Below are 12,516 nucleotides of genomic sequence, written 5' to 3'. Positions count from 1 at the left end.
GGCTCCGAACAGGTGTTCGGTTGTGGGATGTGAGGAGCCAACGGATGCGCGTGCTGGGTGTCGACCCCGGCCTGACCCGGTGTGGGGTGGGCGTGGTCGAGGGCACGGTGGGCCGCGCGCCGACGTTCATCGACTGCGGCGTCGTGCGCACGCCCGCCGACCTCGACCATGCCCTGCGCCTGTTGCGCATCGAAGAAGGTCTCGAGGACTGGGTGGGCCGTATCCGCCCCGAGGCGGTGGCCGTCGAACGTGTTTTCGCCCAGCACAACCTGCATTCGGTCACCGGCACGGCCCAAGCAGCCGGCATCGCGATGCTCGTGGCGGCACGCCACGGCATTCCCGTAGTCATGCACACGCCCAGTGAGGTCAAGGCGGCCATCACCGGCAGCGGCACAGCCGACAAGGCGCAGGTGGGGGCGATGGTGGCCCGCATCTGCCGACTGGCCGAACCACCCAAACCCGCGGACGCGGCCGATGCCGTCGCACTGGCCATCACCCATGTGTGGCGTGGCAGCGCCACCAACCGTTATGCAGAGCTCGTCGCCAGTCACGCCCGGGCCAGGAGAGGCAACCCATGATTGATCGCATCAGCGGCTCCGTCGCGGCGGCCGGCCCGAACTGGGTCGTGGTGCAGACCGGTGGTCTGGGCCTGAAGGCCTGGTGCACCCCCGCAACCGCCGCCAGGGTGCGCCCCGGGCACGAGTGCGAGTTGTTCACCACCCTGGTGCCGCGTGAGGACTCGCTGACGCTCTATGGCTTCGCCACTGACCACGAACGTGATGCGTTCGAACTGGTGCAGACGGCCCCGGGGGTGGGCCCCAAGCTGGCGCTGGCCATCGTGTCGGTGCTGGCGCCCGCCGACCTGGCCGCGGCCATCGGCAGCGAGGACGTCCGTCGACTCACGTCGGTGCCGGGCGTGGGTGCCAAGGGCGCCCAGAAGATCATCCTGGAGCTCAAGGACAAGGTCGCCGTGCTGGCTGCTGCCGGCGGGGCAGGGGCCACGGCGTCACCGCAGGCGCAGGCCGAGGGTTGGCGCGAGCAGGTCAGTGGCGGGCTGCAGGGCCTGGGCTGGTCGGCGCGCGATGCCGAGGCGGCCTGCGACAACGTGGCACCGATGGTCGAGCAGGATGCGAACGTGCCCGTCGCCGTGCTGATGCGGGCGGCACTGCAGTCGCTGGCCCGCTGAGGAGCTGAGGGCTCATGACACATTCACCACTCGACCCGGAGCTCGAACCCGACGAGAAGGCCGCCGAACAGGCGCTGCGCCCCTCACGACTGGCCGATTTCGCCGGCCAGCGCCGCGTCAGTGACCAGCTGGGGCTGGTGCTCGACGCGGCCCGTCACCGCGGCACCCCACCCGACCATGTGCTGCTCAGCGGCCCCCCGGGGCTGGGCAAGACGACGCTGGCGATGATCATCGCCGCCGAAATGGGGGCCCCGCTGCGGATGTCGTCCGGCCCGGCGATCCAGCACCCCGGTGACCTGGCGGCGATCCTGTCGGGGCTGGTCGAGGGTGAGGTGTTCTTCCTCGACGAAATCCACCGCATGTCGCGCCCGGCTGAAGAGATGCTCTACCTGGCCATGGAGGACTTCAGGGTCGACGTGGTGATCGGCAAGGGGCCGGGTGCCACGGCGATCCCCATCGACCTGCCGCATTTCACCCTGGTCGGGGCCACCACCCGCGCCGGCATGCTGCCGAGCCCGCTGCGCGACCGGTTCGGATTCACCGCCACCCTGGACTACTACGACGCGGCCGACCTCGAGACAATCGTGAACCGGTCGGCGCAGTTGCTGAACGTGCACCTGGATGCTGATGCCGCGGCCGAGGTGGCGTCCCGCTCGCGCGGCACACCGCGCATTGTGAACCGACTGCTGCGCCGCGTTCGCGACTACGCCCAGGTGCGCGGCACCGGACACGTGACGATGGCCGTGGTGCAGGCGGCGCTCGAACTGTACGAGGTCGACCCGCTGGGCCTTGACCGACTGGACCGTAGCGTGCTGCACGCGCTGTGCGTGAAGTTCGCTGGGGGACCGGTGGGGCTCTCGACGCTGGCCATCAGCGTGGCCGAAGAAGCCGAGACCGTCGAAGAGGTGGCCGAGCCCTTCCTCGTCCGGCTCGGGTTCCTGATGCGCACCCCCCGTGGTCGCGTCGCGACCCCGGCGGCATGGCGCCATCTGGGACTCACCCCACCGCGGTCGGGGGATCCCGATTTGTTCGGCTAGTCTGGCTCGGGTTCGGGATCATGTCCCGCACTCGCTAGTCTTGGCTGGTCTGTCCACCCACTTTCCGTGGGACCCCCTGGTGGGGCCCCGCACAGGAGCCTGCTCGAAATGCCCATCGAAACAATCCTGCTGATCGCCGTCTTCGCCGCGATGTTCTACTTCCTGATGATTCGTCCGGCCCGCAAGCAGATGGCCGCGCAGCAGGAGCTCCGTAACAGCCTCGCTGTCGGTACGCGGGTGATGCTCTCGTCGGGGCTCTACGGCACCATCCGCCACCTGGGTGACAGACAGGCCATTGTTGACCTGGCCCCCGGCGTCGAGGTGACCGTCTCGAAGAACGCGGTGACGACCATCGTCAAGCCCGAGGACGAGGACTTCGAGTACGACGACGAGTCGGCGCAGGTCGAGGCTGAGGTCGACTCGCAGGCGGGCATCCTGACGGAGCCCGATGACCTGCCCGAAGGCATCGAGCGTCCCGAGGCCGGACCGCAGATCAACAAGGGAATCTGATCCGTGGCAGCCTCCACACGTCGGTACCGACCAGCACTGAACATCGTCGTATTCCTGCTGCTGGTCGCCGCGCTGTACGGCATGATGGCCGCGGCGAAGGTCTGGACGCCCAAACTGGGCCTCGACCTGCGCGGCGGCACCACCATCACGCTGACGGCCAGCAATGTGAGCGGTTCGGGCGCGGTCTCGGCCGACAGCCTTGAGCAGGCCCGCAACATCATCCAGCAGCGCGTCGACGCGCTCGGTGTCGGTGAGTCCGAGGTGACCACCCAGGGCGGCCGCAACATCGTTGTCAGCGTGCCCAACATGCAGCGCGACGAGCTGATCCGCCTGGTGGGGCAGACCGCCAAGCTGTCGTTCCGCAATGTCTACCAGGTCGAGCAGGGCGGCCCGCTGGCCTCGACGAGCAGCAGCAGCCCCGGGGCGACCCCCAGCGCCCCACCGCCCGGTCTGCCGACCGCCCAGGCGACGCCCCAAGTCGACTCACCCGGACTGCCCACCAGTGGTCCCACCGAGCGTCCGACCACGTCGACCAAGCAGCTGGAGTACACCGAGGCCATCGCCTGGAAGCCCACCCAGCAGGACCAGACCGACTTCCAGAACTTCATGTGTGTCGATGAGTTCCCAGAGGTGTCGCACGAGCCGTTCTTCGCCTGTGACGAGTTCGGGCAGAAGTACCTGCTCGGCCCCGAGGTGATTCCCGGTGAGAACGTCAAGGACGCCAGCTCGGGTATTCCGCAGGGCCAGTTCAACTACGTGGTCAACCTGAACTTCGACACTGCCGGCACCGAGGCGTTCACGGCGAACACCACCTACCTGTCGACCCAGTCGCAGCCCATGAACCAGTTCGCGATCGTGCTCGACAAGAAGGTCATCTCGGCCCCCTCTGTGAGCCAGACCATTCCGGGCGGACAGGCCCAGATCAGTGGTCAGTTCACCGAGCAGAGCGCCCGCGAGCTCGCCAACGTGCTGAAGTACGGCGCCCTGCCGCTGTCGTTCGAGGTCGCGAGCGTCGACAATGTCTCGGCCAGTCTGGGCAGCGAGCAGCTTCGCGGCGGCATCATCGCGGGCATCATCGGCCTGCTGCTGGTTGCCGTCTATGCGATGTTCTACTACCGCGCGCTCAGCATCGTGGTGATCCTGTCGCTGTTCATGGCCGTGGCCATCTCGTACCCGGTCATCGTGCTGCTCGGCGAGGCGGTCGGCTTCGCACTGAACCTGCCGGGCATCGCCGGTGCCATCCTGGCGATCGGTGTGACAGCAGACTCGTTCATCATCTATTTCGAAAGAATCAGGGACGAGGTGCGTGACGGCAGGTCGCTCAAGACCGCCATCGAGACCGGCTGGCTCAAGGCCCGCAACACGGTGCTCATCTCGGATGCTGTCTCGCTGCTCTCGGCTGTCGTGCTGTTCATCCTGGCCGTCGGCTCGGTCAAGGGCTTCGCCTTCACCCTGGGGGTGACCACGGTGATTGACATCCTCATCGTGTTCTTCTTCACCAAGCCGCTGATGACGGTGCTGGGACGCACCAGGTACTTCGGCCAGGGTGGCCCGTTCTCGGGCATGTCGCCGCGCTTCATGGGCGTCTCGCGCGAGTCGCTGATGGGCCGCCGCCGCAAGACCGCCGTGAAGGAGGCCTGACATGGCCAAGTCGAAGAAGACCGAACCGGCGAGCGCGTTGCGCTCCGCCACCAAGGGCGCCCGCAGCTCGACGCGCACTGCCGAGAAGTCCAGCGCCGAGAAGTCGAGCGCCGAGAAGTCGAGCACCCGTCGGCGCAGCAGCGCCGCCACCAAGCCGGTGCCCCGCCACGACCAGGTGCCCGCCAACAAGGGACTGGCCCACCGGCTCTACACCGGTGAGACCTCGTACAACTTCATCAAGAACCGCAAGAAGTGGTACATCGTCAGCGCCGCCATCCTGCTGATCTGCATCGGCTCGCTGATCTTCCGTGGCCTCAACCTGGGCATCGAGTTCAAGGGCGGCACCGTGTTCACCGTCCCGGTGGCCGTGACCGACGCCGTGCCGAATGACCTGGGCCGGGTGGTCGAGAGCACCGGCCTGCCCGAACTCGACGCCACGAGCGTGGTCACCGTCGGTGAGAACACCGCCCGCGTGCAGACCCGCATCATGAGCACCGAAGAGATCACCACGGTGCGAAATGCGCTGGCCCAGCACGTCGGTGCCAGCCCCGACCAGGTCGCCTACTCCACGGTGGGCGCGTCGTGGGGCCAGCAGATCACCGAGAAGGGCATCCAGGCGCTGATCGTCTTCCTGGTGCTCGTCGGGTTGATGATCTGGGCGTACTTCCGGGACTGGCGCATGTCGATCGCGGCGCTGGTGGCTCTCATCCACGACCTGCTACTGACGGTCGGCATCTATTCGATTCTGGGCTTCACCGTCAGCCCGGCCTCGCTGATCGGTGTGCTGACGATCCTCGGCTACTCGCTCTATGACACCGTGGTCGTCTTCGACAAGGTGCGCGAGAACGTCAAGGACATCACCAAGCAGGACCACACCTATTCCGAGCAGGCGAACCTGGCCATCAACCAGGTGCTGGTGCGTTCGGTCAACACCACGGTCATCGGGGTGCTGCCGGTGGCAGCCCTGCTGATCGCCGCAGTCTTCTTCATGGGCCCCGGTCCGCTCGAAGACCTTGGCCTGGCCCTGTTCGTCGGCATGATCGCCGGCGCCTACTCCTCGATCTTCATCGCAGCCCCGCTGCTGGCGCAGCTGCGCGAGGCCGAGCCTGAGATGCGTACCCATCGTGAACGCCTCGGACGACGCAGCGAGCGCCACGCCAAGGGTTCACGGACGAGCGCGGCCAGGGCGAATGCCGAGGCCGAGGCATCCGCCGAGGCCGAACGGCAAGTGGTGGCGATCAACGAGGTCGGCGACGACCCCTGGGAACTCGACGAGGACGAGGCCGACGAGGGCGGGACCGCCGAGCCGGCGCGCCGCCAGCCCGAGCGTCAGACCCGTTCCAAGCGCAGGAAGTGAACGATGTCGAACCTGGAACTCATCAAGTCGCTGATCTACGACGTGCCCGACTTCCCCAAGGCCGGTGTCACGTTCAAGGACATCACCCCGCTGCTGGCATCCCCCGAGGGATTCCAGGCAACGGTCGAGGCCCTCATCGAGGGTGCCCCTGAGCGTATTGACGTCGTCGTGGGCATGGAGGCGCGAGGCTTCATCTTTGCCGCACCGGTCGCCCTGGCGCTGAAGGCCGGTTTCGTGCCGGTGCGCAAGCCGGGCAAGCTGCCCCGCGCCGTCTATGAGGAGTCGTTCGCCCTGGAATACGGTCACGAGACGCTCACCGTGCACCGTGACGCCATCAAGCCCGGATCACGAGTGATGGTCGTCGACGACGTGCTCGCCACGGGTGGCACCATCAGTGCCACGGCCGGGCTGTTGCGCCAGCTGGGCGCTGAACTCGTCCACGTGGGTGTGGTGCTCGAACTCGGGTACCTGCATGGCGCGCAGCGCCTGCTCGATGACGGCATCGACACCTGCACCCCGGTGCTCACCGTCTGATCGACGTTCGCGAGCTGAGATGGTGAGGGTACCGCTGACAGGGCCGAGCCGCGGACGCGGCTGGCGTGACCTCGACATGGTGCGCCTGCCGCAGCGCGCCACGCGCAGTCCATTCAGCGAGTTGGCGCGCCGGCTGGGACTCGCGTTCCTGCTGCTGATGACGTCGACATTGATCGTGTGGCTCGACCGGGCATCCTATGTCGACAGCACGGGTGGGGACGGCGTCAGCTTCATCGACGCGCTCTACTACTCGACCGTGACCATCACCACGACCGGTTACGGTGACATCACCCCGCTGGCACCCCACGCCAGACTGATCAACGCGCTGCTGGTGACGCCACTGCGCATCGGCTTCCTGGTGCTGTTGGTCGGCACCACGTTGCAGGTGCTGGCCGACCAGGGGCGCCGGGGAATGCGTGACTCTGGCTGGAGGAAGCACATGCGCAACCACACCGTCGTCATCGGCTACGGCACCAAGGGCCGCAGCGCCGTGCACACCCTGCGCAAGCACGGCATCAGTCCCGATCGCATCGTCGTCATCGACGCCCAGCCCGTCGCGGTCGAGGCGGCCAACCACGACGGCCTGGCCGCGTTCCTGGGTGACGCCACCCGGCGTGACCTGCTGCGCCGCGCCGAGATCACCAAGGCGCGCGAGGTGATCATCACCCTCGACCGGGACGATGCCGCCATCCTCACCGTGCTGACGGTGCGCCAGCTCAACCCGCGTGCCCACCTGGTGGTGGCCGTGCGCGAACAGGACAACGTGCCCCTCTTGCGCCAGTCGGGTGCCGACATGGTGGTGACCAGCTCTGACGCGGTCGGACGACTGCTGGGCCTGTCGAGCGTGAACCCACATGTCGGCACGGTCATGGAGGACCTGCTCTCGAGTGGTGAGGGCCTTGAGGTGAATGAGCGCCAGATCACCGCCGATGAGGTGGGGCTGAACCCCCGCCAGATCGAGGGTGAGCGGGTGGTGGCCGTGGTGCGCAATGACACCCTGCGCCGCTATTTCGACTCGACCGTTGCCACCCTGCAGCCGGGTGACCGGGTGGTCGTCGTCCGTCGCGCTGACGCTGTTGGCGGGCAGCAGGTGATCAGCAATGACGAGGACTTCTGAGCTGACTGGCTACAATGGGCGACCAACACCGGATCTGTGCACGAGCGGTGGGGGAGGAGTGGTCATGAGTACCGACCAGGCCTCTGATGCTGCCCGCAACACAGCGACGCCGGCCCCACCCGCCCCGCCCTTTGCCCCGGGCCCCGAGCAGCCACGCCTGCGCATGCGCCAGCGACTGGCGCGTCTGGGCGCGGTCAAGACGCCGCAATCGGCCGTCCTCGACCCACTGTTCAATGTCGTGCGGACGAACCACCCCAAGGCAGACCTGGCGCTGATCGAACGGGCCTACCGCACCGCGGAGCACTACCACCGCGGGCAGTTGCGCAAGTCGGGCGACCCCTACATCACCCACCCGTTGGCCGTGACGCTGATCCTGGCCGAACTGGGCATGACCGAGCCGACCCTGTGCGCGGCCCTGCTGCACGACACGGTCGAAGACACGAGCTATACCGTCGAACAGCTGACCGCCGACTTCGGCGAAGAGGTCGCCGCGTTGGTGGACGGCGTGACGAAGCTCGACAAGGTCACCTACGGCGACTCGGCCAAGGCAGAGACCCTGCGCAAGATGGTGATCGCCATGAGCCGCGACATCCGTGTGCTGGTGATCAAGTTGGCCGACCGGCTGCACAACATGCGCACCCTGGGCTTCCTGCGGCCGGACAAGCAGAACCGCATCGCCCGCGAGACCCTCGAGATCTTCGCACCGCTGGCCCACCGGCTGGGCATGAACACCGTCAAGTGGGAACTGGAGGACCTGGCGTTCTCGACGATGCAGCCGAAGGTCTACGACGAGATCGTGCACCTGGTTGCCGATCAGGCGCCCAAGCGTGACCAGCAACTGCGTGAGGTGATCGGCCAGATCCAGGCCGACCTGCGTGAGTCGGGCCTCAAGGCCACGGTGTACGGGCGCCCCAAGCACTACTACTCGATCTACCAGAAGATGGTCGTGCGGGGCCGTGAGTTCGGCGACATCTACGACCTGGTCGGCATCCGCATCCTGGTCGACACGCCGGCACAGTGCTACCAGGTGCTGGGTGTCATGCACGAACGCTGGAGCCCCCTGCCCGGGCGGTTCAAGGACTACATCGCGCTGCCGAAGTTCAACATGTACCAGTCGCTGCACACGACGGTGCTGGGCCCGGGGCACAAGCCCGTCGAGCTGCAGATCCGTACGCATGACATGCACCGCCGTGCCGAGTTCGGTGTCGCAGCGCACTGGAAGTACAAGCAGGGCAACAAGGCCGACGAGCAGACCGACCTGGCGTGGGTGCACTCGCTCAAGGAGTGGTCGCACGAGACCGATGACCCCAGTGAATTCCTCGATTCGCTACGGTTCGAGATCAATTCGGCAGAGGTCTACGTCTTCACCCCGAAGGGCGACGTCATGGCACTGCCCATCGGCTCGACCCCGGTCGACTTCGCGTATGCGGTGCACACCGAGGTCGGCAATCGCTGCATCGGTGCGCGGGTCAACCAGCGCCTGGTCAGCCTCGATTCCAAGCTTGAGAACGGCGATGTGGTCGAGGTGCTCACCTCGCGCGCGCCCAATGCCGGCCCCTCACGTGACTGGCTGCGGTTCGTCCAGAGCCCGCGGGCCAAGTCGAAGATCAGGCACTTCTTCACCCGTGAACGCCGCGAGGAATCGATCGAGCAGGGCAAGGAACTCATCGCCCGGCAGCTGCGCCGATCGAACCTGCCGCTGAAGCACCTGCTGACCGTCGAATACCTGACTGCGGTGGCTGACGACCTGAAACTGGCCGACATCAACGCGCTCTATGCGGCCGTCGGTGAGGGTTCAGTCGGGGCCCAGCATGTCGTCGACCGGCTGATCGACCTGGGTGGGGGAGTCGAGGAGACTGCCGCCGAGTCGCTCGAGGACGTGGCCATCAGCTCGCCACGCATGCGCCGTCCCGCCAACGATGTCGGCATCGAGGTCGCCGGTGACCCGTCGGTCTGGGTCAAGCTGGCCAAGTGCTGCACGCCCCTGCCAGGTGACCAGATCGTCGGGTTCGTGACCCGCAGCGAAGGGGTATCGGTGCACCGGCGCGACTGCACCAACGTGGCGAACCTGCTGCTGCAACCCGAGCGCATCGTCGACGTGGCATGGGCCACCGGCAAGAACCAGTCGTTCCTGGTGGCCATCCAGATCGAGGGCCTCGACCGCGCGGGTATGCTCTCGGACGTCACGCGACTGCTGGCCGAGCAGCACATCAACATCGTCTCGGTGTCGATGTCGGCCACCAAGGACCAGACGTTCAAGGTGAAGCTGGCGTTCGAGGCGGCCGACCCGCGCCACCTCGAACACGTCACCAACGCCATCCGGCGCATCCCGGGCGTCTACGACGTGTTCCGGGTGGGCCAGTGATCAGGCGCTGAACTCGGCCAGCGTCGCCTTTGCCTGCTCGAGCCAGCTCTGGCAGGCCGCAATGGAGTTGCGGGCCTCGCGCAGCTTCTTCTGATTGCCCGACTTCTCGGCCTCGGCGGCCTGCTTCTCGAGCTTCTCGATCTGGGCGGTGAACATGTCGACCGTGTCCTGGGCGCGCTGGCGCGCCTCGGGGTCGGTGCGCTTCCACTCGGCGTCCTCGGCGTCCTTGACGGCCCGCTCGATCGTCCGCACCCGGTCGTCCACGCTGCGGATGGCATCGCGCGGCACCTTGCCGTGCTCGTTGAAGCTGGCCAGGAAATCACGGAACTGGGCGCGGGCCCGGGCGAGGTCGTTGACCGGCAGGATCTGCTTCTCGGCCTCGTCGAGCAGGGCGAGCTTGGCGGTGAGGTTCTCGGCGAACTCCGCATCCTGCTCGGACTGGGCCGCGGTGCGGGCGTTGAAGAACGTGTCCTGGATGGCGCGGAACTCGGTCCACAGCTGGTCCTCGACCTGGCGGGGGGCCGGGCCGGCCGCCTTCCAGCGGGCCATCAAGTCACGGAACGCACCGGAGGTCGGCCCCCAGTCGGTCGAGCTGGCCAGGCCACGGGCCTCTTCAATGATCTGCTGCTTGACCTGCTGGGCACCCGAGCGGGCCTCGTTCTGCTGGGCGAACTGGGCCTTGCGGCGGCGGGTATAGGTGGTGCGGGCCGAGCTGAACCGGTGCCAGAGCTCGTCGTCGGTGGTGCGGTCGATGCGCGGCAGCGCCTTCCATTCCTCGAGCAGTGCGCGGAACCGGTTGACGCCGCCCCTCCAGTCGTTGCCGGCCGCGAGCTTCTCGGCCTCGGCGACCATGCCCTCCTTGGCGTCCTTGGTGCGTGCATTCGCCGCGGCCTTCTCGGCCTTCTTCTGCTCATTCGCCGCGGCCAGCGTGGGCTCGAGGGCGTCCAGCTTGGTGGCGAGGGCAGCGAGGTCACCGACGGCGTTGGCCTCGGCGATGCTGGTGCGCAGGGTGTTGATGGTGCGGCGGGCCTCGTCCGGGTTCACGGCACCCGACCCGACGCGCGTGGCCAACAGGTCGACCTCGGTCTCGAGCGAGCGGAACCGTCGGACGTAGAACTCCAACGCCTCGGCAGGTTCGACATCGGGCACCTGGCCGACGCTGCGTTCTCCTTCCGCAGTGGTGACGTACACGGTTCCATCCGGGTCCACCCGACCGAAGTCATGGGGACGTGCAGTTTCGCTCATGGGTTCATCTTGCCTGATCCGGGCCCCGGACGGCACACCCGGGCGGGCTTGCGGACGCAATCGTGATCGAACGTGGGCGGTAGAGTGTCGTGGTCGGACGCCGTGAGCGGCGTCACTGCGCCCCCCATCCACGACTGCACGCGAGGTTCAAGTGGCACGTCCCAAGCCGATTTCCGGATATCCCGAGTTCCTGCCGAGCGGCCGCATCATCGAACAGCAGGTGCTTGACATCCTGCGCGAGACGTTCGAACTGCACGGCTTCGGCTCGATCGAGACCCGCGCCGTCGAGCCCATGGACGTGCTGACCCGCAAGGGCGAGATCACCAAGGAGGTCTTCGTCGTGCGTCGCCTGCACGCTGACGACGCCGACGCCGGTGACCAGCTGGGCCTGCACTTCGATGTGACCGTGCCGTTTGCGCGCTACGTGCTCGAGAACTCCGGTCACCTGGCCTTCCCGTTCCGCCGCTACCAGATGCAGAAGGTGTGGCGCGGTGAGCGCCCGCAAGAGGGCCGCTACCGCGAGTTCCTGCAGGCCGACATCGACATCGTCGGGCAAGAGGTGCTGGCGGCCCACCACGACATTGAGATCCCACTGGTGGCGCTCGAGGCCTTTGAGCGGTTGCACACCGAGCTGGGGCTGCCGTCGGTGGTGATGCACGTCAACAACCGCAAACTGTCGCAGGGCTTCTATGAGGGGCTCGGCATCGAGGACACCGCGGCGGTGCTGCAGCGCGTCGACAAGTTCGACAAGATCGGCGCGGGGGCGGTCAAGGACCTGCTGGTCGATGAGTTGGGGCTCGAGGCGGGCGTGGCCGACAAGTGCGTGGCGCTGGCCCAGATCCAGTCCGGTGATGAGTCGTTCGTCGAGGCGGTGCGTGCGCTGGGCGTCGAGGGTGAACTGTTGGACGAGGGCCTGGCCGAACTGGCGGCCGTCGTCCGCTACGCGGCTGCGGCGGTGCCGGGGCGGCTCGTGGCCGACCTCAAGATCGCGCGGGGGCTCGACTACTACACCGGCACGGTCTATGAGACCGAGCTGGTGGGCTTCGAGAAGCTCGGCTCGGTGGCCTCTGGCGGTCGCTACGACTCGCTGGCCAGCGACGGCAGGACCACCTACCCCGGGGTGGGGTATTCGTTCGGGGTCACGCGCATCCTGGTGCCGCTGGTCAACAAGGGGGTTGTGACCACGACGCGCAGCGTGCCCACGGCCGTGCTGGTGGCCCTCGACAACGAGGACACCCGCCCGCACGCCACCGCCACCGCGCAGAAGCTGCGCGCCCGCGGCATCGCCTGCGAGGTGGCGCCCAAGGCCGACAAGTTCGGCAAGCAGATCAAGTACGCCGAGCGCCGGGGCATCCCGTTCGTGTGGTTCGAATCGAACGAGGTCAAGGACATCCGCTCGGGCGAGCAGGTGGCCGCCGACCCCGACACCTGGCAGCCGCCCGCCGACGACCTGCGGCCCCGCGTGGTGGCGGGTTCCTGACCCCAGCACCTAGGATCAACACCGGACCCGCACCGTCTATGCGG

The 12,516-nt window shown here is 67.3% G+C and carries 11 protein-coding genes; 10 read left to right on the top strand and 1 reads right to left on the bottom strand.

All coding sequences use genetic code 11. The features are described 5' to 3' along the window. The first annotated feature begins 53 nt into the window (after positions 1-53). The 9 genes from ruvC to ACQCX5_RS01870 all read left to right on the top strand — a co-directional run bounded on the left by ruvC (position 54) and on the right by ACQCX5_RS01870 (position 9,747). A complete protein-coding gene (gene ruvC / locus ACQCX5_RS01910) occupies positions 54-578 on the top strand; it encodes a crossover junction endodeoxyribonuclease RuvC (RefSeq protein WP_434540706.1) in 525 nt (174 codons plus the stop codon). Further along, a complete protein-coding gene (gene ruvA / locus ACQCX5_RS01905; protein ID WP_434540293.1) occupies positions 575-1,186 on the top strand; it encodes a Holliday junction branch migration protein RuvA in 612 nt (203 codons plus the stop codon). The genes ruvC and ruvA overlap by 4 nt, the downstream gene beginning before the upstream one ends. Positions 1,187-1,200: 14 nt before the next feature. Continuing rightward, positions 1,201-2,223, top strand: a complete 1,023-nt coding sequence (gene ruvB / locus ACQCX5_RS01900; protein WP_434540292.1) for a Holliday junction branch migration DNA helicase RuvB — start codon at positions 1,201-1,203, stop codon at positions 2,221-2,223. 108 nt (positions 2,224-2,331) lie between these two features. Continuing rightward, positions 2,332-2,733 (top strand): preprotein translocase subunit YajC, encoded by a 402-nt coding sequence (gene yajC, locus ACQCX5_RS01895; RefSeq protein ID WP_434540291.1) that lies wholly within the window; start codon positions 2,332-2,334, stop codon positions 2,731-2,733. Positions 2,734-2,814: 81 nt separating this feature from the next. Next, positions 2,815-4,374, top strand: coding sequence for a protein translocase subunit SecD (gene secD, locus ACQCX5_RS01890; protein ID WP_434540705.1), 1,560 nt, complete (start codon positions 2,815-2,817; stop codon positions 4,372-4,374). A 1-nt stretch (position 4,375) separates the two neighbouring features. Further along, complete coding sequence (gene secF, locus ACQCX5_RS01885) at positions 4,376-5,731, top strand: protein translocase subunit SecF (protein WP_434540290.1); 1,356 nt, start codon at positions 4,376-4,378, stop codon at positions 5,729-5,731. A gap of 3 nt (positions 5,732-5,734) precedes the next feature. Then, complete coding sequence (locus ACQCX5_RS01880; RefSeq protein WP_434540289.1) at positions 5,735-6,265, top strand: adenine phosphoribosyltransferase; 531 nt, start codon at positions 5,735-5,737, stop codon at positions 6,263-6,265. A 19-nt stretch (positions 6,266-6,284) separates the two neighbouring features. Further along, a complete protein-coding gene (locus ACQCX5_RS01875; RefSeq protein ID WP_434540288.1) occupies positions 6,285-7,382 on the top strand; it encodes a potassium channel family protein in 1,098 nt (365 codons plus the stop codon). A gap of 64 nt (positions 7,383-7,446) precedes the next feature. Continuing rightward, positions 7,447-9,747 carry a RelA/SpoT family protein gene (locus tag ACQCX5_RS01870; protein ID WP_434540287.1) on the top strand — a complete coding sequence of 767 codons (2,301 nt, stop codon included), beginning with the start codon at positions 7,447-7,449 and terminating at the stop codon, positions 9,745-9,747. Here ACQCX5_RS01870 and ACQCX5_RS01865 read toward each other — a convergent pair whose 3' ends face one another. Next, the gene (locus ACQCX5_RS01865; RefSeq protein WP_434540286.1) at positions 9,748-10,992 is read right to left on the bottom strand and encodes a DUF349 domain-containing protein; all 1,245 of its coding nucleotides are present in this window, start codon (positions 10,990-10,992) and stop codon (positions 9,748-9,750) included. A gap of 151 nt (positions 10,993-11,143) precedes the next feature. On the opposite strand from ACQCX5_RS01865, the gene hisS reads away from it, so the two are divergent. Then, on the top strand, positions 11,144-12,472 hold the full coding sequence (hisS, locus tag ACQCX5_RS01860; protein ID WP_434540285.1) for a histidine--tRNA ligase: 1,329 nt from the start codon (positions 11,144-11,146) through the stop codon (positions 12,470-12,472). Positions 12,473-12,516 lie beyond the last annotated feature (44 nt).

This window comes from Aestuariimicrobium sp. G57, from assembly GCF_050110855.1.
In the GTDB taxonomy this organism is placed as follows: domain Bacteria; phylum Actinomycetota; class Actinomycetes; order Propionibacteriales; family Propionibacteriaceae; genus Aestuariimicrobium.
The sequence above is the reverse complement of the archived record's forward strand: the minus strand, read 5'-3'. Positions and strand labels throughout refer to the sequence as shown.

What these genes read in the sequence shown, in the direction of transcription:
- ruvB (WP_434540292.1), top strand. Translation starts at nt 1,201, where the DNA reads ATGACACATTCACCACTCGACCCGGAGCTCGAACCCGACGAGAAGGCC.
- ruvA (WP_434540293.1), top strand. Translation starts at nt 575, where the DNA reads ATGATTGATCGCATCAGCGGCTCCGTCGCGGCGGCCGGCCCGAACTGG.
- ACQCX5_RS01875 (WP_434540288.1), top strand. Translation starts at nt 6,285, where the DNA reads ATGGTGAGGGTACCGCTGACAGGGCCGAGCCGCGGACGCGGCTGGCGT.
- yajC (WP_434540291.1), top strand. Translation starts at nt 2,332, where the DNA reads ATGCCCATCGAAACAATCCTGCTGATCGCCGTCTTCGCCGCGATGTTC.
- secF (WP_434540290.1), top strand. Translation starts at nt 4,376, where the DNA reads ATGGCCAAGTCGAAGAAGACCGAACCGGCGAGCGCGTTGCGCTCCGCC.
- ACQCX5_RS01870 (WP_434540287.1), top strand. Translation starts at nt 7,447, where the DNA reads ATGAGTACCGACCAGGCCTCTGATGCTGCCCGCAACACAGCGACGCCG.
- secD (WP_434540705.1), top strand. Translation starts at nt 2,815, where the DNA reads ATGATGGCCGCGGCGAAGGTCTGGACGCCCAAACTGGGCCTCGACCTG.
- ACQCX5_RS01880 (WP_434540289.1), top strand. Translation starts at nt 5,735, where the DNA reads ATGTCGAACCTGGAACTCATCAAGTCGCTGATCTACGACGTGCCCGAC.
- ACQCX5_RS01865 (WP_434540286.1), bottom strand. Translation starts at nt 10,992, where the DNA reads ATGAGCGAAACTGCACGTCCCCATGACTTCGGTCGGGTGGACCCGGAT.